Annotated in this window: 22 protein-coding genes and 1 riboswitch; of the genes, 14 read left to right on the plus strand and 8 right to left on the minus strand. The window is 76.0% G+C overall.

What is annotated here, in order from left to right:
* Window positions 1-18 precede the first annotated feature (18 nt).
* Window positions 19-1,245, minus strand: coding sequence for an MFS transporter (locus ACTJIY_RS18930; RefSeq protein WP_440674870.1), 1,227 nt, complete (start codon window positions 1,243-1,245; stop codon window positions 19-21).
* A 117-nt stretch (window positions 1,246-1,362) separates the two neighbouring features.
* On the opposite strand from ACTJIY_RS18930, the gene ACTJIY_RS18935 reads away from it, so the two are divergent.
* The 6 genes from ACTJIY_RS18935 to ACTJIY_RS18960 all read left to right on the plus strand — a co-directional run bounded on the left by ACTJIY_RS18935 (window position 1,363) and on the right by ACTJIY_RS18960 (window position 5,492).
* Window positions 1,363-2,067, plus strand: coding sequence for a DUF1361 domain-containing protein (locus tag ACTJIY_RS18935; protein ID WP_253054218.1), 705 nt, complete (start codon window positions 1,363-1,365; stop codon window positions 2,065-2,067).
* Between the two features lie 33 nt (window positions 2,068-2,100).
* Window positions 2,101-2,799: a hypothetical protein gene (locus ACTJIY_RS18940; RefSeq protein ID WP_253054216.1), complete on the plus strand. Its 699-nt coding sequence runs from the start codon at window positions 2,101-2,103 to the stop codon at window positions 2,797-2,799.
* Window positions 2,796-3,467: a hypothetical protein gene (locus ACTJIY_RS18945; RefSeq protein WP_440674869.1), complete on the plus strand. Its 672-nt coding sequence runs from the start codon at window positions 2,796-2,798 to the stop codon at window positions 3,465-3,467. Before ACTJIY_RS18940 ends, ACTJIY_RS18945 begins: the two co-directional genes overlap by 4 nt.
* Window positions 3,464-4,027, plus strand: coding sequence for a hypothetical protein (locus ACTJIY_RS18950; protein WP_439158679.1), 564 nt, complete (start codon window positions 3,464-3,466; stop codon window positions 4,025-4,027). The genes ACTJIY_RS18945 and ACTJIY_RS18950 overlap by 4 nt, the downstream gene beginning before the upstream one ends.
* An 83-nt stretch (window positions 4,028-4,110) precedes the next feature.
* Window positions 4,111-5,070, plus strand: coding sequence for a hypothetical protein (locus tag ACTJIY_RS18955; RefSeq protein ID WP_440674868.1), 960 nt, complete (start codon window positions 4,111-4,113; stop codon window positions 5,068-5,070).
* Window positions 5,067-5,492, plus strand: coding sequence for a GntR family transcriptional regulator (locus tag ACTJIY_RS18960; RefSeq protein ID WP_253054208.1), 426 nt, complete (start codon window positions 5,067-5,069; stop codon window positions 5,490-5,492). The genes ACTJIY_RS18955 and ACTJIY_RS18960 overlap by 4 nt, the downstream gene beginning before the upstream one ends.
* Here ACTJIY_RS18960 and ACTJIY_RS18965 read toward each other — a convergent pair.
* Window positions 5,481-6,908 (minus strand): hypothetical protein, encoded by a 1,428-nt coding sequence (locus tag ACTJIY_RS18965; protein WP_440674866.1) that lies wholly within the window; start codon window positions 6,906-6,908, stop codon window positions 5,481-5,483. The two genes, ACTJIY_RS18960 and ACTJIY_RS18965, sit on opposite strands and share 12 nt — an antisense overlap.
* Before the next feature lie 73 nt (window positions 6,909-6,981).
* A complete protein-coding gene (locus ACTJIY_RS18970; RefSeq protein ID WP_440674865.1) occupies window positions 6,982-7,581 on the minus strand; it encodes a TetR/AcrR family transcriptional regulator in 600 nt (199 codons plus the stop codon).
* A 78-nt stretch (window positions 7,582-7,659) separates the two neighbouring features.
* Between ACTJIY_RS18970 and ACTJIY_RS18975 the strand changes: the two genes are divergently transcribed.
* Window positions 7,660-8,835 carry an FAD-dependent oxidoreductase gene (locus ACTJIY_RS18975; protein WP_440674864.1) on the plus strand — a complete coding sequence of 392 codons (1,176 nt, stop codon included), beginning with the start codon at window positions 7,660-7,662 and terminating at the stop codon, window positions 8,833-8,835.
* Window positions 8,836-8,932: 97 nt separating this feature from the next.
* On the opposite strand, the gene ACTJIY_RS18980 is transcribed toward ACTJIY_RS18975, so the two are convergent.
* From ACTJIY_RS18980 to ACTJIY_RS18990, 3 genes are all read right to left on the minus strand, one after another.
* Entirely contained in the window at window positions 8,933-9,211 is a 279-nt protein-coding gene (locus ACTJIY_RS18980) for a DUF4235 domain-containing protein (RefSeq protein WP_253054198.1), read from the minus strand.
* A 184-nt stretch (window positions 9,212-9,395) separates the two neighbouring features.
* Entirely contained in the window at window positions 9,396-11,930 is a 2,535-nt protein-coding gene (locus tag ACTJIY_RS18985; RefSeq protein WP_440674862.1) for an ABC transporter permease, read from the minus strand.
* A complete protein-coding gene (locus tag ACTJIY_RS18990) occupies window positions 11,930-12,802 on the minus strand; it encodes an ABC transporter ATP-binding protein (RefSeq protein ID WP_440674860.1) in 873 nt (290 codons plus the stop codon). The genes ACTJIY_RS18985 and ACTJIY_RS18990 overlap by 1 nt, the downstream gene beginning before the upstream one ends.
* Window positions 12,803-12,979: 177 nt before the next feature.
* Window positions 12,980-13,084: riboswitch (TPP riboswitch) on the plus strand.
* Between the two features lie 80 nt (window positions 13,085-13,164).
* Between ACTJIY_RS18990 and ACTJIY_RS18995 the strand changes: the two genes are divergently transcribed.
* From ACTJIY_RS18995 to ACTJIY_RS19010, 4 genes are all read left to right on the plus strand, one after another.
* On the plus strand, window positions 13,165-14,265 hold the full coding sequence (locus tag ACTJIY_RS18995; RefSeq protein ID WP_353708274.1) for a thiamine ABC transporter substrate-binding protein: 1,101 nt from the start codon (window positions 13,165-13,167) through the stop codon (window positions 14,263-14,265).
* Window positions 14,266-14,356: 91 nt separating this feature from the next.
* Window positions 14,357-16,072 (plus strand): ABC transporter permease, encoded by a 1,716-nt coding sequence (locus ACTJIY_RS19000; protein WP_440674859.1) that lies wholly within the window; start codon window positions 14,357-14,359, stop codon window positions 16,070-16,072.
* Window positions 16,072-17,181 (plus strand): ABC transporter ATP-binding protein, encoded by a 1,110-nt coding sequence (locus ACTJIY_RS19005; RefSeq protein WP_440674858.1) that lies wholly within the window; start codon window positions 16,072-16,074, stop codon window positions 17,179-17,181. Before ACTJIY_RS19000 ends, ACTJIY_RS19005 begins: the two co-directional genes overlap by 1 nt.
* Window positions 17,182-17,249: 68 nt before the next feature.
* Window positions 17,250-17,573 carry a DUF4235 domain-containing protein gene (locus ACTJIY_RS19010; RefSeq protein ID WP_155100015.1) on the plus strand — a complete coding sequence of 108 codons (324 nt, stop codon included), beginning with the start codon at window positions 17,250-17,252 and terminating at the stop codon, window positions 17,571-17,573.
* Between the two features lie 117 nt (window positions 17,574-17,690).
* Here ACTJIY_RS19010 and ACTJIY_RS19015 read toward each other — a convergent pair whose 3' ends face one another.
* Window positions 17,691-18,401, minus strand: a complete 711-nt coding sequence (locus ACTJIY_RS19015) for a response regulator (RefSeq protein WP_374615145.1) — start codon at window positions 18,399-18,401, stop codon at window positions 17,691-17,693.
* The gene (locus ACTJIY_RS19020; protein WP_440674856.1) at window positions 18,398-19,642 is read right to left on the minus strand and encodes a sensor histidine kinase; all 1,245 of its coding nucleotides are present in this window, start codon (window positions 19,640-19,642) and stop codon (window positions 18,398-18,400) included. Before ACTJIY_RS19020 ends, ACTJIY_RS19015 begins: the two co-directional genes overlap by 4 nt.
* A 224-nt stretch (window positions 19,643-19,866) precedes the next feature.
* Between ACTJIY_RS19020 and ACTJIY_RS19025 the strand changes: the two genes are divergently transcribed.
* The 3 genes from ACTJIY_RS19025 (at window position 19,867) to ACTJIY_RS19035 (ending at window position 21,715) form a co-directional block, all read left to right on the plus strand.
* Entirely contained in the window at window positions 19,867-20,340 is a 474-nt protein-coding gene (locus ACTJIY_RS19025) for a DUF6069 family protein (protein ID WP_440674854.1), read from the plus strand.
* A gap of 183 nt (window positions 20,341-20,523) precedes the next feature.
* Complete coding sequence (locus ACTJIY_RS19030) at window positions 20,524-21,147, plus strand: dihydrofolate reductase family protein (RefSeq protein WP_353708277.1); 624 nt, start codon at window positions 20,524-20,526, stop codon at window positions 21,145-21,147.
* A gap of 109 nt (window positions 21,148-21,256) precedes the next feature.
* Entirely contained in the window at window positions 21,257-21,715 is a 459-nt protein-coding gene (locus ACTJIY_RS19035) for a hypothetical protein (protein ID WP_440674852.1), read from the plus strand.
* Window positions 21,716-21,785: the final 70 nt, after the last annotated feature.

Consider the following 21,785-nt stretch of genomic DNA (forward strand, 5'->3'; position numbering starts at 1 on the left):
CATCGAGGCCGCGGGTCGCTACGCCGCGGCGGCGCGGCGGACGGGGCCGAGGGTGAACAGCAGGGTGAGGAGAGCGGTGAGCGCGAGGAGCGCGAAGCCGAGGCCGTAGGTGCCCTCGAGCTGGTAGACGACGCCCATGAGCAGCGGCGGGATGAAGCCGCCGAGGCCGCCGGCCGCGCCGACGAGGCCGGTGACCGCCCCGACCTTCTCGACCGGCGCGACCTTCGAGACGAGGGCGAACGTCGCGCCCGACGACGCGCCGAGCGCGGCGGCGAGGCCGAGGAACGCGATCGTCCCGACCGGCACGAGCGACGGCTGGAACGCGACGACGGCGGCGAGCGCCGTGACGACGGCGAAGCACCCGACGGAGACGGGCACGCCGCCGAACCGGTCGGACAGCGCGCCCCCGACGGGCCGCATGACGACGGCGAGCACGACGAACCCGGCGGTGCGGGCGGCGGCGTCGGACGCGGTGAGGTCGTAGGCGTTGACGAGGAACGTCGGCAGGTAGACGGAGAACGCGACGAACCCGCCGAACCCGACGGCGTACAGCCAGGAGAGCTGGAGGGTGGCGGGCAGGCGGAACGTCGCCCAGGTGCGGGCCCAGAACCCGCCCGCGGGGGCGGTCGCGCGGCCGGGCGGGACGCGCAGCAGGAGCCATGACACGACGGCGAACACGGCGAGGACGGCGGCGACGAGGAGGAACGGCGCGGCGTCGCCCCACGCGTCGCGGATGCGCACGGTGGTGAAGGCGGAGATCGCGGTGCCGCCCATGCCCATGCCGAAGATCCCGACGGCGGTGCCACGGCGCGCGGGCGGGTACCAGGCATTGACGAACGGGACGCCGACGGCGAAGGCCGTCCCGCCGAGGCCGAGGAAGAAGCCGCCGACGAGCAGCGCGACGAAGCTGTCCGCGACGAGCCCGACGAACAGCACGGGCAGGATCGTCAGGGCGCTGACCAGCGGGAACATGATGCGCGCGCCGTAGCGGTCGGTGAGCGCGCCCACGGGGATGCGCCCGAGGGAGCCGACGACGACCGGGACGGCGACGAGGACGGACACCTGGACGTCGGTGAGGTGGTAGAGCTGCCCGTACGCCGCGCCCAGCGGGCTGATGAGCGCCCACGCCCAGAAGTTCACGGCGAACCCGATCGTCGCGAGGACGAGCATCAGGGTCGGGGAGGTGGTCGAGGACGTCGTCGTCGGGGCGGGGCCCGCGGTCCCGCTCGCGTGCTGCTGCGCCATGGCGACTCCTGGTGGGAGGTGCCCGTCGTCGGGCACGGGGAGGTCGTTGCGTCGAGCGACTCCACGCTAACGACGCTCGTCGCGCCCCGCGCGGCGAACCACCCGTACCGTGGGGGCGTGCTCGACTGGCTCTTCGGGGGCGTGGCCCTGCTCAACGTGTACGCGCTCGCCCTCGTGGTGCTGCGCGCACCGCTCTACCGCACGCGCCTGTACCGGCCGATGCTGCTCAACATCGGGCTGTCGATCGCGCCCGTCATCGTCCTCGGGCTCGTCGTCGTCCTCGACGCCGTGCTCATCGCGGGCGGCGCCCCGCCGTGGGTGGTCCTCACGGTCGCGGGAGCGGGGTTCCTCGTGTGGCTCCTGCTGCTGCCCAACGCGGGGTACCTCGTCACGGAGCTCAACTACAGCCACCGGCAGGAGGGCGAGGACGTCCCGCTCTGGTACGACATCGTCGCCGTGCTCACGCTCGCGATGTCGGGCGTCATGAACACGGTCGTCAACGTCTTCCTCGCGCAGGCGCTGCTCGCCCTCGTGCTGTACCCGAACGACGACGACCCGTTTCGGCACGCGTCCTCGTGGATCGCCGTGCTCGTCGTGCTCGCGCTCGTGTCCGTGGGCATCTACCTGGGCCGGTACGTGCGCTTCAACAGCTGGGACCTGGCCCACCCCGTCGAGTTCGTGCGCAAGCTCGGCACGCACTTCCGGGCCCGGGGCGCCGTGCGCGCCGCGCTCCTGTTCGTCCTGCTGCACACGCTGTTCTTCGCGTTCATGTACGCGATCGTCATGGGACCCGTCACGACGCTCCTCGTCCGCGGGGCCTGACGGGCACGCCGCCAGCCCCGTAGGATGCGCGCCGTGACGTCGACCGCGCCGAGGGCCGCCCGCAGCATCCCGCTGCTCCGCGCGGTCGTCGGGACGTGGCCCCGCCGTGTCGCGTTGGCGGTCGTGCTCGGCCTCGTGGCGGGGACGGCGGCGGCCGGCGGGTTCGCGCGGCACGTCGCCGCCGAGGCGGGGCCCGCCCACGCCGCCGCGGGGGAGCCCGTCCCGACGGGACCGTTCGACCTGACGGTGCGGTCGTGGTCCGTGACGGACGCCGTGCAGGTCTCCGCGCTCGAGGACTCCGGCGCCGACGCGTGGCTGGTCGTGGTGGTGGGTGCGCTGGACACCGACCGCGAGCCCCGACGTCTGGACCGCACCGCCGTGACGCTCCCCGACGCGCTGCCGGGCGGGCTGGCGCTCGCGGGCGACGCGGAACCGGACCGCCCGGACCCGACGCTGCTCGTGCGCGACGCCTCGGTCTACCCCGAGCTGCAGCCGGGCCTGGCCGAGGACGTCGCCCTGCTGTGGCCCGTGACGGTCCCCGAGGGCGGCGCGACGTCCGCCGCCCCCGACGAGCCCCTCACCGTCACGGTCCCGAGCTTCCGCTACCGCGACATGACGGTCGGCGGCGGGCGCCGGTGGGCCGAGACGGGCGCCGTGGTGCTCGTGGACGTCCCGCCCGGCGACGTCCCGCCGGAGATCGTGGACCCGCCCGAGGACGAGGAGGCGTGGTGACCGAGCCCACCGTGGACACGGCGACCACCCCGGCGACCGCGGGCGATCCCACGACCGCCGGTGAGCCCGCCGCGCCCGGGCGCCCGCGGCGTGCGGACGTCGTCGTGACCGTCGTCCTGCTCCTCCTCGCCGTGGGCGTCGGGGCCGCGGTGGCGCGCGTCGACACGTGGTGGCCCACGCTCACGGCGACGACGACGCGCGGCGGCGTCGGCGAGGTCGTCACCGCGGGCCCGCTGCGCGTGCGCGTCGACGACGTGCGCACGGGCACGGTGCTCGAGGACGGGTTCGACACACTGACGACCGACGGCGTCTGGGTCGCCGTCGATCTCGCGGTGTCCGGCACCACGAAGGAGGCCGGCATCGAGGCGCTCGAGCTGCGCGACGCCGCGGGGCGCGACCACGCGGCGTCGCACCGCGCGAGCAGCACGATGATGAGCACGTTCGTGGACCCGGACGTCCCCGAGGCCGGGACCGTGGTCGTCGAGATGCCCGGGCGTGCGCTCGACGGGGACGTCGTGCTGCGGGTCCTCACGGAGCACGACGACGCGGACATCGACCGCCCGCAGGCGGTCGCCGAGATCGACCTCGGTCGCCTGGAGCGGCCCGCGGCCGACGCCGTCGTCGACGTGGTGCGGCCCGCGCTCGTCCCCGGGGGGTGGGACGGATGAGCGGGAGCGTGGGGTGGTGGCGCGCGAACCGGTGGTGGCTCGTCGTGCTGGCGGGGGCGCTCGCGGCGCTCGGCACCCTCACGTGGCGCTCCGACGCGGTGCAGGGGTGGTGGGCGTCGGCGCCGCACCGCGCCCACACGGCCGACGCCGAGGGCTGGGCGCAGGTCGGCGACGTCCGGGCACGACTCGCCGGGCTCGAGGAGGTCGACTGGCTCGACGACGGGTACGGGGACCGCATCGAGGCGCCCGACGGCTACACGCTCTGGGCCGCCGACGTGTCGCTGCGGTCGGACGCGCCCGCTGCCCCGGCGAGCGAGGAGGAGACGTACTCGTCGTGCGAGGTCGTGCTCCTCGACGACGCCGCGCGCGAGTTCACGGCGGGCGCGTCGGCGCTCCCGGGCATGCCGTTCCCCGAGGCCCCCGTCTGCACGGGCGCCGTCTCGAGCCGCAGCACGCAGTACTTCCTCACGCCCGACGACGCCGTGCCCGCCGAGGTGCGTCTCGTCGAGCCGGAGCTGCTCCCCGCCTACTGGTCGCTGCCCGTCCCTGACGCGGCCTGACGGTCCGCACCCCGACGAGACGGTTGACAAGCCTCTGCTGAATGATCATAGTTCATGATCAATAATCTCTGACGGAGGTGGACATGAGCTGGGTGTCGTGGATGCTGGGGAACCCGTTGCCGTTCCCGGTCGCCCTCGCGGTCGACGTCGCGCTGCTCGCCGCGGCCGTCGTCGCCGGGCTCCTGTGGTGGGACGGCCGACGTGCCGTCGTCCCGAGCTCGGCGGGGCGGCGCGCGGTGCGGCACTCCGCGGTGACGAGCGCCGGCTCGGGTCTGCTCGTCGCCGCGGGGGTCCTGCTGCCGTCGCTGTACTGGTACCTCGGGCTCGTCCCGCTCGGCGCGCGGACGACGGCGGTGCTGCCGCTCGTCGCGCTCGTCGGCGCCCTGGCCGTCCACGCGGTGGGCGAGCTCACGTGGCCGCGCCCGACGCACCGCCAGCGCGAGGCGCGGCTCGTCGCGCGCTCGACGGCCGACGTCGTCCCGACGCTCACCCGTCGCCTGACGTGGACCTGGGCCGGGGGCCTCGTCGTCGCGAGCGTGGCGTTCGGCCTCCTGTCCGACGGCCCGCGCTCGATCTCCCGCGTCGTCGGCCGGTACGAGGCGTACACCGTCGCACCCTTCCCCGGGTGGCTGTGGACGGTGCCGCTCCTGGTCGGGACGGTCGTCGCCGTCGTGGCCTCGGAGGTGGTGCTGCGCCTCGTCGCGTCGCGACCGGCGGTCGAGGACGTGGACGAGCGGTGGGACATGTGGCTGCGCCGCCGGGTCGCCCGCCGCGTCGAGCGTGCGACCCAGCTCGTCCTGGGCCTGACGCTCGGCGGGCTCGTCGCGCTGGCCGGGCTCTCGTTGCGCTGGCTGGGGCTGGGGAACGGCGACGGCGTGCGGAGGGGGCCCGGGCTCAGCCCGGGACACGTCCAGTCCGGGAGCGCCCTGCTCCTCGTGGCGCTGGCGGTCATGGTGGTGGCGGTCGTGGTCCTGCTCTGGCCGGCCCGCGACCCTGCGCCGACGGCGGCGCCCGCGCGCGAGCCGGCGGGGGCGGTCGCGTGAGCCTCGCCGTCCGCATCGACCTGGACTCCCCGACGCCGCACTACGAGCAGCTCCGCGCCCAGCTCGCGGCCCTCGTCACGGCGGGCGACCTCGCCGACGGGCAGCGCCTGCCCACGGTGCGGGCGCTCGCGAACGACCTGGGGATCGCGCCGGGCACGGTCGCGCGGACCTACCGCGACCTGGAGGCCGCCGGGCTCGTCACGACGCGGCGACGGGTCGGGACCCTCGTGACGGCTCCGGCCGCGACGCTGTCGCGTGCGGCGGTGACGGACGCGGCGGCGCGCTTCGTCCGCCTGGCACGCGACCACGCGCTGACGGACACCGAGATCCGTGACGTCGTCGCGGCGGCGCTGCTCGTCGAGGGGCGGCCCGACGACGACCGGTCCGGTGACGACCTGTCCGCGACGGTCTCAGCCGGCTGACGCGCCGTCCGTCGTCGTGCCGGCCCCGGCCCCGACCGCCGCGCCGACCGCCGTGCCGACCGCTGTCCGGGACCGGGCAACGCGCCGCGTCCGCAGCGCCGACGGCAGGCCGAGGCTCGCGAGCAACGCGTCGGCCGCGGCCGCGAGCAGCACGGTCGTGAGCACCTGCACGACGACCGTCGCGACGATCTCGAGCGGGCCGACGAGCGCGCGCCAGGCGACGATGCCCGGCTGGCCGACGACGGCCTGCGCGGCCGTGTAGACGACCTGCTCGCCGAGCGTGAGCAGGGCGAACGCGACGCAGAAGAGCAGCACGGCGCTCCACCGGCTGCGCCACAGCATGCCGACCGCGCCCACGAGGCCGCCGAACCGCCGGCCGGGGTCGAGCATGAGCTCCCACGCTCTGCGCGCGCCGCTCTCGCCGAGCGTCCGGTTGAACCGGTCGACGACGCGCGTCGCGCGGCCCGCCGGCTCGCCGCCGCCCTGCGTCGCGTGCGCGGGGTCGACGACGTCGATCGCCTCGACGCCGTAGACGATCGTGCCGAGGGTGAGCCAGGCGAGCGGCACGACGAGGCCGGTGACGACGCCCGCGAGGAGGAGCGACGTCGTCGGGCCCAGGGCGTCGGCGAGCGGCTTGAGCACGTCGACGCGCGCCACCACGCCGTCCCACCACGTCGTGGTCTCGACGACGACGACGCGCGACGTCCACCACTCGCGCACGCGGCCGACGACGGCTGTCACGGTGAACGCGCCGACGACGATCCACACGACCTCGCAGTAGCCCGCCGCGATGCGGACCGCGGCCGAGCGTGCGCTCCGCCGCGTGTCGCCGCCCGCGGCGGAGATGCCGCGGTCGACGCGCTTGGCGAGACGTTCGAGCAGCGTCCGGGCGAGCAGCGCGCCCGCGACGACGAGCACGACCGTGAGCCCGAAGCCCTCGGGGATCGGGCTCGCCGTCTCGATCCCGGACCCGGCCGCGAACGCGTGGTCGAGCGCCGCGGAGTCGATGTACGACTGCCAGTCGGACGAGAGGCCGCCGTAGAACTCGTAGATGACGAGGTACGGGACGAGGACCGACGCGATCGAGCCGAGGAGCGCCCGGACCTCGAGGCGGTCGCGCTCCGTCCGCGGCTCGCGGCGCAGGACGTGCAGCATGACGACGATCCCGACGACCGTCGCGAGCGGCGAGAAGCACAGCACGAGCAGGCCGAGCACGCCGGACGACGGGGCGACCGCGAGCGCCGCCCGCAGCGCGAGCTCGTGCACGACCTCGGCGAGGAGCGCGACCGCGACGAGCGCGGGCCAGTGCCGGGACAGCAGGCGGCCGGCGTCGGCGAGGACGCGCGCGCCGGATCGCAGGACCGGGTCCTGGGGGACCGGCGTGGCGCTCGCAGGGGTTGCCGGTGGGGCCGTCACGCGCGCCAGGGTACCGGGGCGGGAGTGCCGGGCGCTGCCGGCCCGCGAGCGCCTCGCCCGCGGGCGGTGGCGGTCAGGTCGGTGGGGCGGACGGGTCGGCTCCGAGGGCTCCCCGCACGATCGCGCGGGCGAGGCGGCGGGTCGTCTCGCGGTCGACGCCTCCCGGGGCGCTGACCAGGGAGAACAGCGCGCCGCCGTAGAGGGTGACGAGCAGGGGGATCGCGTCGGGCGGGACGTCGAGCCCCAGCGCGGCGTGCTCGTCGGCGGTGAACGCGGTCGCGACGGAGCCGAGCCGCGCCAGCGCCGTGGCGAGCGCCGGGCGGCGGCGCGCCTCGAGCTGGAGCTCGAAGATCGCGAGGTACCGCTCGCGCGACGTCGTGACGGCGTCCTCGAGGGATGCGGCGAGGAGCTCGGTCAGCGGCTCCGGGGGGCCGGAGACGTCGAGCGTCCGGTCGATCCGCCGCATGGCGGCGAGGTGCAGGTCGACGACGCGCTCGGCCGCGGCGACGAGGAGCTCCTCCCTGCTGCGGACGTAGTTGGCCGCGGTCCCTGCCGGGAGCCCTGCGGCGCGCTCGACCGTGCGATGGGTGAGGCCGTGCACGCCGTCCGTGGCGAGGAGGGCGACGGCGGCGTCCGCGAGAGCGGCCCGCCGCCCGGGGTTGGTCCTCGGCATGGCTGCCAGTATGGCAACATCGGTACTACAACGCCCGTAGTGGTATGCGCGCTCGGGCTCGTCGACCTGGAGGCACCCATGACCCCTACCGCGATCGTCGTCGGAGCCGGGATCGCCGGTCTCGCGTCCGCGATCTCTCTCGCGGGCACGGGGTGGGGCGTCACCGTCCTCGAGCGCTCACCCGCGCTGGGCGAGGTCGGCGCGGGTTTCGCCATGTCGCGCAACGCGGTCGCGGCGTTCCGCGGCCTCGGGTTCGACGACGACGCCGTCGCCCGGCTCGGGTACGCGACCTGGGCGGGCGGGACGTGGGACCTCTACGGGCGCCCGATCCTCACGCTGCCCGGCACCCCCGAGGTGCGCGCGTCCGTCGGGCTGGTCGGCGTCCACCGGCGTCGGCTCCACGAGGCGCTGCACCGCCGGGCGACCGACCTGGGCGTCGAGATCGTCACGGCGACGCCGGTGACCGCGCTGGATCCCGGCGACCCCGCCGGGTCGCCCGCCGTCGTCGCGGGTCGGGAGGCGGACCTCGTCGTCGGCGCGGACGGGATGCGCAGCGCCGTCCGCGCGACCCTGTTCCCGGCGAGCGTGCCGGTGTACAGCGGCTACTCGAGCTGGCGCGCGATCACCCCCGGTGCCTGGGGCGCGGAGGCCCTGACCCAGTACTGGGGCGCGCACGCGGAGTTCGGCCTGCTGCGCACCGCCGCCGACGAGACCTACTGGTACGGCTACGTCGCGATGCCCGAGCGGACGCGGCTGGACGACGAGCTGGGCGCGGCCCGTGAGCGGTTCGCCGGGTGGGCGCCGCCGGTGCAGGAGGTCCTCGCCGCGACGTCGCCGGACGCCGTCCTGCGCCACGACGTGCACCACCTGCCCGGCGGCCTCCCGCGCTACGCGACGGGCCGCGTCGCCCTGGTCGGCGACGCCGCGCACGGCACGCTCCCGACGATGGGGCAGGGTGCGGCGACGGCGCTGGAGGACGGGCTGTGCGTCGGCCTCCTGGTCGGGTCGCCCGTCGCGGCGGGCGGTCGGCTCGCCCCGGCGCTCGCGGGGTACGACGCCGCGCGCCGGCCACGGTGCCGGGCGCTCGCCCGGGCGTCGGTCGCGACGGGTCGCTTCGGCTCGCACCTCGGCGGCGGCTGGCGGCAGACCGTCCGGAACGGGCTCATGCGCCTGACCCCGGCCTCCGCGGTAGCGCGCGGGGCGCGCGCCGCGATGGGCTGGACCCCGCCCGAGCCCGCGGCCCCGGTGCGCTGACTCCGGCGCCGACGTCCGCCGTCGGGCGCGCCGAACCCGGGGTCCCTCCCCACGTCGTGACGATCGTGAGGAAGGACCCCGGGTTCGGGCGGTGGGACTACGACGCGCGCGACGCGAGGCGGGCGACGACGCGCTTGGCCTCCTTGCCGGCGAACCGGCGCGCGAGGACGCCGACGCCGGCGGCGACGGCCGCGAAGGTGACGGCGGAGACGATGCCGACCTCCTCGTCGTCGAGATCCTTGGGGGCGTCGTGACCCGTGACCTTCGCCCAGACGAACGTGACGAGCTTCTGCGCCACCCAGCCCGCGGCGAACGTGAGGGCGACGGTGCCGACCTTCACGGCCAGGGTCTGCTCGGTCTCGGTCGTGTCGGCCACGAGGGTCCTCCGTGAGTCGGGGCGCCGGTCGGCGCGGGCGTGCTCCCACCGTAGTGCGAACGGTCGGCGCCCGCGTCGCGCGGCGCGCGCACGCACCCGCGGACCGACGTCGCGAGACGCGAGAAGTGGCCCTCTGGACGCCACCGTGGAGGGCCACTTCTCGCCTCTCGTCACCGCCCTCGCGTCACTCCTGGCTCACCGCGTCGAGCACGGGCAATCGGGCCGCGCGCGTCGCGGGCCAGACCGCCGCGACGACCCCGACGACCGCGGCGAGCGCGAGCATCGCCCCGAGCTGGGCCCACGGCACGGCGAGGGTCGTGAAGCCCTCGTCCGCGAGGACGGACGGGAGCGCGGCGGCCAGGCCCGTCCCCACGACCAGCCCGACCGCCGTCCCGAACACGGCGACGAGCACGGACTCGATGACGATCGTCGTGGCGAGCTGGGCGCGCCCCAGCCCGACGGCGCGCAGGAGCCCGATCTCACGCGTCCGCTCGACGACGGACAGGGCGAGCGTGTTGACGATCCCGAGCACCGCGACGAGCACGGACAGGCCGAGCAGCGCGTAGACGATCGCGAGGATCGACTCGACCTGGGACGCGACCTCCCCGGCGAACTCGTCGGCGTCGAGCACGCTCGCGACGACGTAGGGCGCGACGGCCTCGGTCACCGCGCCCCGCACGGCCGCGAGGTCGGCGCCCGGCTCGACGTCGAGGAACAGCATCTCGGGGGTCGTCGCGCCGACGGCCGAGGCGACGTCCGGCGGCAGGAGCATGTCGACCGAGAACGCGTGGGAGTCGATCACGGCGCCGATGCGGACGTCGTGCGCCGGGAGGTCGGGCCGGGTGGGGTCGGCGATCGTCACGACGTCGCCGAGCGCCCAGCCGTGCTCGTCGAGCGCGTCCGCCATGACGGCCGCCTCGCCGCGCGCGTACGCGTCGAGGTCGCCCTCGACGGCCGTCGTGCGGACCGAGCGGCCGAAGCCCTCGGCGGGGAACCCGACGACGAGCTGCGGCTCGCCGTCGACGGCGACCTGCCCGTACGTCGTGAGGTCGACGGACGCGACGCCGGGCACGGCGCGCACGTCGGTCGCGACGCCCTCGGGCAGGTACGGGGTCGCGGACCGGACGACGAGGTCGGCGGCCGTCTCCTCGTCGACGATGCCGGTCACGGACTCGCGTGCCGAGAGCGCGAGGACGGACGTCGTCGACACGAGCGCCATCCCCACGACGAGCGCCCCTGCGGTCGCGGCCGTGCGCCGCGGTTGGCGCGTCACGTTGCCGCGCGCGAGCCCGCCGAGCGGCCGGACCAGCGCGACGAACGGCGCGGCGAGGACTCCGAGCACGGGACCGACCGCGAGCGGGGAGAGCAGCAGCACGCCCGCGATCACCCCGACGGCGCCGAGCCCGAGGAGCGGCGCGCCGCCGCTCCCGACCACCGCTGCGCCCACCACGAGACCGGTGCCGGCGAGCAGGGTCAGCGTCCCCGCGACCACCCGGGCGACGCCCGGGCCGGCTGGCCGCACGACGTCGGCCCGCATCGCCTCGACGGGCCGGACGAGCGCCGCGTGGCGCGCGGGCAGGGCCGCCGCCACGACCGACACCACGACCCCGACGACGAGCGGGACCACGATCCCGGCCGTCGTCACGGGCAGCGAGCCGGCGAGCTCCATGCCCACCGCGCCGAGCCCGGCCCGCGCGAGCTCGGCGAGCCCGAACCCGGCCGCGACGCCCAGCACCGCGCCGACGACCCCGACGACCGCGGCCTGCCCCAGCACCGAGGCGAACACCTGCCCGGGCGACACCCCGACGGCGCGCAGGAGCGCGAGCTCGCGCGTGCGGCGGCGCACGTGCATCGCGAACGTGTTGGTGATGATGAACGTGCCGACGAACAGCGCGAGCCCGGCGAACACGAGCAGGAACGTCGAGACGAAGCCGAGCTGGTCGGCGACGGCGCTGCTCGTCTCGGCGCGCAGCTCCGCGCCCGTCACGGCCTCGGCGCCGTCGGGCAGCGACGTCGCGACGGCGTCGCGCAGCGCCTCGGGCGAGACGCCGTCGGAGGCGTGCAGGGCGATCGACGGCACCATGCCGTCCGGCGCGTACGTCGCGGCCGCGGTCGCCGCGTCGAGCAGGACGATCGTCGCGCCCGCCATGGGCGCGGACAGGGAGAGCTCGCCGACGACGCGCACCGGGCGCACCGCGTCCCCGAGCACGACGTCGGTCGTGTCGCCCACGGCGAGCCCGGACGCCTCGAGCGTCGCGGACTCGAGCGCGACCTCGCCGCCGTTCTCCGGCGCCCGGCCGTCGACCACGCGCGGCCCGGGGTCGCGCGGGTCGTACCCGACCGCCATGCTCGGCGCCTGGGTGCTCAGCACCGCGGTGCCGTCGGCGCCCACCAGGACGGCGGGGCCGCTCACCTCCGCGAGCGCGAGGTCGACGTCGTCCCGCGCGTCGAGCGTGCCGGCCAGGTCCGCCGGGACGAGGCTCCGTGCGCCGCCGAGCTGCGCGGACGACGACTCGAGCGCGGACCCGGCGCTGGCCGCGCCGCGCACGTACGCGTCGGCCTGGATCGACGACGCGACGATGCCGTCGAACGTCGAGGCGAGCATCGCGCGGAGCGCGAACGTGCCGGTGACGAACGCGACGCCGATCGTCACCGCGAGCACGGACAGCACGAGCTGTGCGCCGTGCGCGCGCACGCCGCGCAGCGCGATCCGGCCCATCATCGGACGGTCGCCGGTTCGTGCGCCGGGCCGGCGGCGTGCGCGCCCGCGGACGCCGCGGGCGTGAGGGCCCCGAGCGTGTCGAGGACGGCCTGCGGCGTCGGGTCGCGCAGCTCGGTCACGAGGCGCCCGTCCGCGAGGAACAGCACGCGGTGCGCGTACGACGCCGCCGTCGGGTCGTGCGTGACCATCGCGACGGACTGGCCGAGGTCGTCCACCGAGGCGCGCAGGAAGCCGAGCACCTCCGCGGCGGCGCGCGAGTCGAGGTTGCCGGTCGGCTCGTCCGCGAACACGACCGCCGGCCGGGACACGAGCGCCCGCGCGCACGCGACCCGCTGCTGCTGCCCGCCCGAGAGCTCCGCCGGCCGGTGCCCGAGCCGCGGGCGCAGGCCGACGGCGTCGACGACGCGGTCGAACCACTCCCGGTCCACGGGCCGGCGCGCGACGGCGAGCGGGAGCACGATGTTCTCCTCCGCCGTGAGCGTCGGCACGAGGTTGAACGACTGGAAGACGAACCCGATGCGCGTGCGTCGCAGCCGCGTCAGCCGTCGCTCGCTCATCGCCGAGACGGTCTCGCCGTCCACGACGACGGTCCCCGCCGTGGGGGAGTCCAGCCCGGCGAGGCAGTGCATGAGGGTCGACTTGCCCGACCCCGACGGGCCCATGATCGCGGTCAGGCGCCCCCGTTCGAGGTCGACGTCGACGCCGTCCAGGGCGCGGACCGCGGCCTCGCCGCGCCCGTAGGTCTTCACGATCCCCCGCGCGGTGGCGATCACGGGCCGCTCCGGCGTGGTCCCGGCGGCACCCGCGGCGTGCTCGGCGGGCGCGGCGACGGTCGTCCTCACGCCCGTCGTCCCAGGTCTGCTGCTCATCGGTCCTTCCCCTCCTGCGTCGTCGGCCGGGTGTCCCGGTCCGGTCGTCTCGACCCTCCCGCGGCGGTGCGCCCCGGGGCATCGGGGACCGGCCCGGAACCCCTCCCTGGTCGCCGCGGGGCCGCGCTCAGGGTTCTCTCAGGGGGATTCCCCAGGCGCGGCCCGGTGTAGGCTCGACGGGAACGACAGGGGAGCTCCTGGAGGAGCTGAGAGTGCGGACCACCGCAGACCCTCGAACCTGATCCGGTTAGCACCGGTGGAGGAAGTCGGGAATCTCGATCACCTGCTCGTGCGGTCGCCCGCGCTCGCGGGGCACGGTCGCGCGGGCCGGTGAACCCCTCCTGAACGTCCTGGGAGGACACATGCAGCGCACGACCGCCCGTACCCGCCGGAGCGCCCTCGTCACGGGCGCGGGCACGACCCTCGCCCTCCTCGCCCTCGCCGCGTGCAGTGGCGGCGAGGACGCGACCTCAGGCTCCGGAGGTGACGACGCGTCGTCGGGCACCGGGGGCACGGTCACCCTGGTCACCCACGACTCCTTCGCCGTGAGCGACGAGGTGCTCGCCGCGTTCGAGGAGGAGAGCGGGCTCACCGTCGAGCAGGTCGCCCCCGGCGACGGCGGCGCGCTCGTCAACCAGCTGATCCTCACCAAGGACTCGCCGCTGGGCGACGTCGTGTTCGGGATCGACAACACGTTCGCGTCGCGGGCGATCGACGAGGGCGTCCTCGCGCCCTACACGCCGGAGGGCCTGTCCGACTCGGCGGCCTCGTACGCCGTCGGCGACGGCGACGAGCTCACGGCGGTCGACCTCGGCGACGTGTGCGTCAACGTCGACCACGCGTGGTTCGCCGACGCCGGGATCCCGGAGCCCGTCTCGCTCGAGGACCTCGCGAAGCCGGAGTACGAGGACCTCCTCGTCGTGACCAACCCGGCGACGTCGTCGCCCGGTCTCGCGTTCCTCCTCGCGACGATCGGCGCGTTCGGTGAGGACGGCTACGAGGACTACTGGGCGGACCTCCGGGACAACGGCGTCAAGGTCGTCGACGGGTGGTCCGACGCGTACTACGTCGACTTCTCCGGCTCCGAGGGCGCCGGGCCGCGCCCGCTCGTGCTGTCGTACTCGACGTCGCCCGCGTTCACGCTCACCGAGGACGGCTCCGCGTCCACGACCGGCGCGCTGCTCGACACGTGCTTCCGCCAGGTCGAGTACGCGGGCGTGCTCGCGAACGCGAAGAACCCCGAGGGCGCGCAGCAGCTCGTCGACTTCCTCGTGAGCGAGGCGTTCCAGGCCGACGTCCCGGAGCAGATGTACATGTACCCCGCCGACGACTCCGTCGCGCTCCCCGACGGCTGGGCCGAGTTCGCCCCGCTCGCCGACGAGCCCTTCGAGGTCGCACCCGCCGACGTCTCGGCGCACCGCGACGAGTGGATCAAGGCATGGACGGCCACGGTCGTCGACTGACGCCCGGTGCGCGCTGCGCGACCACGCCTCTACCTCGCGAGGTAGAGCCCCGGTCTGCCGAGGTAGAGCCGTGGTCGCGCGAGGTAGAGCCGTGGTGAGGGGTCGGGCGGTCTGGCGGGGCGGCGTCGGACGCGCGGTGCTGTGGGGTCTGGCGACGGCGGTGCCGCTCGCGTTCCTCGGGGTGTTCTTCGCGTGGCCGGTCGTCACGCTCGTGGCGCGCGGGTTCGTCGGGGACGACGGCGGCCTCGACCTGTCCGGGTTCGCGGAGGTGTTCTCGCAGCCACGGACGTGGCGGATCCTCGGGCTCACGCTCTGGCAGGCGGTGCTCGGCACGACGTTCTCGGTGCTGCTCGGCGTGCCCGGCGCGTACGTGCTGTACCGGTGCCGGTTCCCCGGGCGGCGGGTCGTGCGCGCGCTCGTCACGGTGCCGTTCGTGCTGCCGACCGTCGTCGTCGGCGTCGCGTTCCGGTCGCTGCTCGTGCAGGGCGGCCCGCTCGGGTTCCTGCGGCTCGACGAGACGTTCGCGGCGATCGTCGTCGCGCTCGTGTTCTTCAACTACTCCGTGGTGGTGCGCACGGTCGGCGGGCTCTGGGAGCACCTCGACCCGCGCGCCGAGCAGGCGGCGCGCGCCCTCGGCGCGACGCCGTGGCGCGCGTTCCGCACCGTGACGCTCCCGGCGCTGACGCCCGCGATCGCGAGCGCCGCGTCGATCGTCTTCCTCTTCTGCGCGACGGCGTTCGGCGTCGTGCTCGTGCTCGGCGGCATCCGCTACGGGACGATCGAGACGGAGATCTGGATCCAGACCACGCAGTTCCTCGACCTGCGCACCGCGGCGGTGCTGTCGGTCGTGCAGCTCGTGGTCGTCGCGGCGGCGCTCACGGTGGCGAACCGCACGCGGGCCCGGCGCGAGCGCGCCCTCAACCTGTCGTCCTCGGCGTCGTCCGCGCACCCGCTGCGGCTGTGGCGCGACGGCCGCCCGACGGGCGACCTCGCGCCCGCGGCGCTCACCGCGGCCGTGGTCGTCGTGCTCGTCGGGCTGCCGCTCGGCACGCTCGTCGTGCGCTCGTTCCGCGTCCCGGGCGGCGGCTGGGGCCTCGACAACTACGCGAACCTCGGCACGACGGGCGGGCGCAACGCGCTGTCCGTCACCGTGTGGGAGGCGGCGGGCAACTCGCTGCGCACCGCCGCGCTCGCGACCGTGCTCGCCGTCGTGATCGGGGGTCTCGTGGCGCTCGTCGTGTCCCGGCGCCCGCGCTCGCGCGGCGGGCGGCGCGCGATCTCGGTGCTCGACTCGGTGTTCATGCTCCCGCTCGGGGTCTCCGCCGTGACGGTCGGCTTCGGGTTCCTCGTCACGCTCGACCGGCCGCTCGGCCTCGACGTCGACCTGCGCACGTCGGGGCTCCTCGTGCCGATCGCGCAGGCGGTCGTCGCGACCCCGCTCGTCGTGCGCACGGTCCTGCCGACGCTGCGCGCCATCGACCCGCGCCTGCGCGAGGCCGCCGCGACCCTCGGCGCCGCGCCCGGCCGCGTGTTCCGCACGGTCGACGGCCCGATCGCCGCCCGCTCCCTCGGCCTCGCCGTCGGGTTCGCGTTCGCCGTCTCGCTCGGAGAGTTCGGCGCGACGTCGTTCCTCGCCCGCCCGGACAGCGCGACCCTGCCGGTCGTCATCTTCCGGCTCATCGGGCGCCCGGGGGCCGAGAACTACGGCATGGCGCTCGCGGCGAGCGTCGTGCTCGCGCTGCTCACCGCGACCGTCATGCTGCTCGCCGAGCGGTTGCGCGGCGACCGACCCGGAGGAGAGTTCTGATGGTGCAGACCGACCCCGCCCCCGCGCGCGCGGGCACGCCGGAGCCGCCGCGCCCGGGCCCCGGCACCGGGGAGGCCGCCGGGCTCGCGGTGCGCGACGTCGTCGTGCGGTACGGCGGGCGCGGCGCCGGGGGAGCGGGCACGGACCCCGGCACGACGGCGGTCGCGGGCGTCACGCTCGACGTCGCGCCCGGCGAGGTGCTCGCCCTGCTCGGGCCGAGCGGGTGCGGCAAGTCGAGCCTGCTGCGCGCCGTCGCGGGGCTCGAGCCGGTCGCCGCGGGCTCCGTGGCGTGGGCCGGCCGCGACCTCACGGGCGTCCCCGTGCACCGGCGCGGGTTCGGGCTCATGTTCCAGGAGGGCCAGCTCTTCCCGCACCGCGACGTCGCGGGCAACGTCGCCTACGGGATCGCGGGGCTGCCGCGCGCCGAGCGCGACGCGCGCGTGACCGAGCTGCTCGACGTCGTCGGGCTGGCCGGGTACGAGCGGCGCGCCGTCGCGACCCTCAGCGGGGGCGAGCGCCAGCGGGTCGCGCTCGCGCGGTCGCTCGCGCCGCGCCCCCGCCTGCTCCTGCTCGACGAGCCGCTCTCCGCGCTCGACCGGGGGCTGCGCGAGCGCCTCGCGCTCGACCTGCGCGAGGCGCTGCGGGCGACCGGCACGACCGCCGTCTTCGTCACCCACGACCACGACGAGGCGTTCACCGTCGCCGACCGCGTCGCCGTCATGGACGCGGGCCGGCTCCTCCAGGTCGCGCCGCCCGAGGACCTGTGGCGAGCCCCCGCCTCGCGCCGCGTCGCGGAGTTCCTCGGCTACCAGGCGTTCGTCCCCCGCGGCGACGGGAGCGTGCTCGCGATCGGGCCGCGCGGGCTGCGGCTCGTGCCCGCGGAGGTCCCGGCGCCGTCCGACGACACGTGGGCCGCGACGGTCGTCGGCAGCGTGTTCCGGCGAGGAGCGGTCGAGGTCACGGTCGACGTCGTCCTCCCCGGCGCCGACCACGGCGCACCGGCCCGCCTCGTGGCGCTCGCGGGTGGCGGTGCCGACGCAGGGCACGAACCCGGTGCCCGCGTGCGCGTCGCGCCCGACCCGGCGGGCTGCGCCGTCGTCCCGGGCTGACCCCCACGCGGACGGCGCTCGCGGTCGTGCGACGGGCGAGAGAGCCGCAGCCGACCTAGCGTCGAGGGATGAGCGACGACGTGACGGCGGGGACGCATCCCCCGGAGAAGACCGGCGGCAAGGCCGCGAAGATCCTCTACCGCCCCGTGGGGCTCGCCAGCTCGATCGTGGGCGGGCTCGTCGCGGGGCAGGTGTTCAAGCAGGTCTACAAGCGCGTGACCCCGGGCCACCGGACGGACGCGCCCAAGCCGCTCGAGTCCGAGTACCGGCTGCGCGAGATCCTCGTCGCGGCGCTGATCCAGGGCGCCATCTTCGCGGCGGTCAAGGCACTCATCGACCGCGGCGGCGCGCGTGCGTTCGAGCGCTGGACGGGGGAGTGGCCCGGCGACTGACCTCACCCTTCTGGCCGAACACGACATGAGGGTCGTTATCGGAGCCAGAACGACCTCCATGTCGTGCTCGACGGCGGGCCAGGACGTGGTCGGACACGGAGGCAGGGAGGTCTGTCGTCAGGTCAGGTCGGCGGCGTGGACGAGCAGCGCGACCTGCGTCCGGTTCTCCAGGCCGAGCTTGAGCAGCACGTTCGACACGTGCGCCTTCACCGTCGGGACGCTGAGGAACAGGGTCGCCGCGATCTCGGCGTTCGCCGCGCCGCGGCCCAGCTCGACCGCGACGTCGCGCTCGCGTCCGGTGAGCGCGTCGAGCGCCGCGCGGGCACGGTCCCGCTCGCCCCCCGCGTCGGCGACCGACGTCATGAGCCGCCGCGCGATCTCCGGCGACAGGACCGGCTCGCCCGCGGCCGCCGCGCGCACCGCCGCCACGATTCGCTCCGGCGGCATGTCCTTGAGCAGGTAGCCGGACGCCCCGGCGTGCAGGGCGCCGACCACCTCCTCGTCGCTGTCGAACGTCGTGAGCACGACGACGGCGGGCGCGCCGGCCCTCGAACGCACCCGCCGCGTGGCCTCGATCCCGTCGACCCGCGGCATCCGCAGGTCCATGAGCACGACGTCGGTCGGGTGGGCGTCGAGCACCGACGTGACCTCGGCCCCGTCGGCGGCCTCGCCGACGACCTCGATCCCGTGCGCGCCGTCGAGCATGAGCCGCAGCCCGGCGCGGACGAGCGCGTCGTCGTCGACGATCACCAGCCGGGTGCGTGGCGCGTCGCCCGGTGCCCGTCCGTCCGCGCGCGCCCCGCCTCCGCGTCCACCCTGATCGCTCACGCGTCCCACGGTAGCCGGACATCGAGGACGAACCCGTCGTCCCGCGCTCCGGCGTCGAGCGTCCCGCCGAGCAGGTCGACCCGCTCGCGCAGCCCGACGAGCCCGGTGCCGGTGCCCTCTCCCGCCGCGTCCCGCGCTCCACCGACGCCACCGACCGCGACGAGGCGCGGACCGCCGTCGGACACCGTGACGCGCACCTCGCCCGCCCGGGCCGTGACCCGCAGCACGACCGGGCTGCCCGGCGCGTGCCGGCGGGCGTTCGTCAGCCCCTCCTGCGCGACGCGGTAGGCCGCGACCTCGACGGTCCGCGGCACGTCCGCCGAGCCCGACCGCTCGTAGGCGACGTCGCCGCCCGCCGCGCGCGCCTCGGCGACGAGGCGGTCGACGTCGTCGAGCGTGGGCTGCGGTGCGGGGGCGCCTCCGTCGACCTCGTCGGGGTCGGCGCGCAGCACCCGTACGACGTCGCGCAGGTCGCCGAGCGCGGAGCTCACCCCGGCCCGGACCAGGCCCGCGGCGCGGGCGATCTGCGCCGGGTCGGCGTCGGGGCGGTACTCGAGCGCCCCCGCCGTCGCGGCGAGGAGCGAGAGGCGGTGGGCGAGGGTGTCGTGCATCTCGCGGGCGATCCGCGTGCGCTCCGCGGCCCGCGCCTCCGCGACGCGGTGCTCCTGCTCGGCCTCGGCGCGGCGCGCGCGGTCGCGCAGGGACCACATGAGCTGGGCCCGCGCCTGCCAGTACAGCCCCCAGCCGAGCAGGGCGGCGTGCACCGCGAGGTCGCACAGGAGCCACCAGCCGAGCGGCAGCGCCTCCGGGCGCCACAGCGCCTGCACGGCGTGGCCGAGGAAGCCCGCGACCGCGACCGGGACCGCCGTGCGCGCCGGGTACCAGCGCGCGACCTGCAGGGTCGCGACCGTCGAGGCGGGGGTCGCCGCACCGGAGTACGCCGCGAGCGACGCGAGCATCAGCGCGCCGAGCACCGGCGCGTTGCGCGGGGACCGCGACCACAGGAGCGGGAGGACGGCGAGGGCCAGCACCGCGACGGCGACGTCGATCGCGGGCTGCGCGCCCGGGTCGTCCTGGCCGACGATCCCGGCCGTCGCGAGCACCGTGAGCGCCGCGACGGCGAGCCACGCGAGGGCGAACGTCCACCACGGGACGAGCGGGCGGTTCCCGTCGCGGCGTGCGGCGGCCGTCGCGAGGACGGGGCGTCCGGGGGACGGAGGGCAGTCGGTGCGAGTGGTCATGCTCCGGACGCTAGGGGGCACCGTCACGGTCGACCACCGACCAAGGTCGGGGGTCGGGGTCCGGCAGGAGGGGCAGGGGTGGACGCCGGTCGGGTCGCGCACCGACGTCCGGTCGGTGCGGCGGGAGCCCCGCCGCCGCGAGGGTGGACGACGTCGGCACCCCGCCGGCCGCGGCCTCGGCCGTGAGAGCACGCGGCACCGTCGCGTGACGAAGGAGGAGTGTCATGTCCACGACGCCGACCACCACGTACCGCACCTCGGACGTCCCCCGCCATCCCGGCTCGTCCACCGCGACCGTCGGGCGGCAGGTCCCCGGGGACGTCCGACGCCGCGTCCCCCGCTGGTCCGTCCCGCTCGTCGCCGCGGCGGTCGCCGCCGTCGTCCTGCTCGTCGGGACGGCGCTCGGCGTCGACCCGGAGGTGCGTACCGCGACCGGCACCCAGACCGTCGGCGTCGTCGCCGCGGTCGTCACGGCGCTCGTCGTCGGGTACGCCGCGTGGGGCGTGCGCGCCCTGCTCGGCCGGCTGGCGTCCCGTCGCCCGCGGCGGGGCGAGCGCGCGTGGCTCGTGACGTGCGCCGTCGTGCTGCTCGTCTCGCTGCTCGGCCCGCTCGGCGCGGTGACCCCTGCCGCGGTGGCGCTCCTCGCCGTCGAGCACCTCGCGGTCGGTCTGACCCTCACGCTGGCCCTGCGCCGCTGACCCTCCGCCACCGGCCCCGGCCCCCCGCGGTTCAGCCGAGCACGATGTTGCTGTCGATTTCCGTCGGATGACGACAGGAACATCGTGCTCGACCGCGCGTGAGGTCGTGCTCGGCGGGACGATGAGTTCGCGCGGGCGCGAGGGTCTGCCCCGTCGTCTCGTCCTCGACCGGAAGGCCACCCCATGACCGCGACGCTCGTCTCCACCCTGTTCCTCTCGCTCGACGGTGTCGCCGAGATCGACCCGGCGTGGCACTTCCCGTACTTCGACGACAACATGGCCGCCGCCGTCGACGAGGACTACCAGGACGTCGACGCGCTGCTCCTCGGGCGGGTCACCTACGACAGCTTCGCCGGCGCGTGGCCCGAGCGGGAGACCGCCGGGGGCGAGGACGCGTCGTTCGCCGCGCGGCTCGGGGACATGCGCAAGATCGTCGCGACGCGCGGCGACCAGGACCTCGGGTGGCGGCACGTCGAGCGGATCGACGGCGACCTCGTCGACGCCGTCCGTGCGCTCAAGGAGGAGCCCGGACTGGGCAAGGTGCTCGTCGCGGGGTCGATCTCGGTGGTGCGCCAGCTCCTCGCCGCCGGGCTGCTCGACGAGCTGCGGCTCCTCGTCCACCCCGTCGCGGCCCGCTCGGGCGAGCGGCTCTTCGACGAGGGCGAGCCCTACTACCCGCTCACGCTCCTGCGCTCCGAGACCTTCCCGACGGGCGTCGTGCGCCTGGTCTACGCGCCTGCCGAGCCTCCGGCCGAGGTCACCTACGACGACGTCGCGGACAAGGTGCCGTCCGGGGACGCCGGCTGATCCCCGGCCCCGGGCTCGACGCGCGTCGCCTCCGTCGTGACGACCGCCGTCGACCACCGGGAACGGGGACGAGGTGCAAGGTCGCGGGGTGTCACCACACGTCCCGGGTATGAGCCGGACGACGCGCGTCGCGATCCTGGTCCAGGTGCTGGCGGGGCTCCTCGTCGTGGGCGCGTGCGCGACGACGGGCTCGCAGCCGCCGGCCGACGACGTACCCACGCCGTCGGGAGCCCGGGGTGACGGCGACGCGGTCGCCCCGGCGGCGTTCGTCGACCGGGAGCCGCTCGACCTGTGCGGCGACGTCCGGCTCGACCAGGGGGAGAGCGTCCCGGACGACCTGTTCCGCTGCCTCGACGCCGCCGCCGCGACGGGTGCGGAGCTCGTGGTCACCATGCCGACGACGGAGGGCGACCCGATCGTGAGCTACTACCGGGTGGGGCCGCGGATCGACGGCGTCGAGATCTTCGTCGACGCGACCCGGGACGCGTACGGGCCGCGGGAGTGGGCGCACCTGCTCTGCCCGGACGCGACGTCGGCCGCGGCGCCGGGGACCTGCCAGGAGGCCTGACTCCGCCCGACCACGACCCTGCGCGCCCGCGAGCACGACCTTGGTGTCGTCATCCGACGGATGACGACAC

It is taken from the genome of Cellulosimicrobium sp. 22598 (assembly GCF_052044445.1).
GTDB classification, from domain to species: domain Bacteria; phylum Actinomycetota; class Actinomycetes; order Actinomycetales; family Cellulomonadaceae; genus Cellulosimicrobium; species Cellulosimicrobium cellulans_G.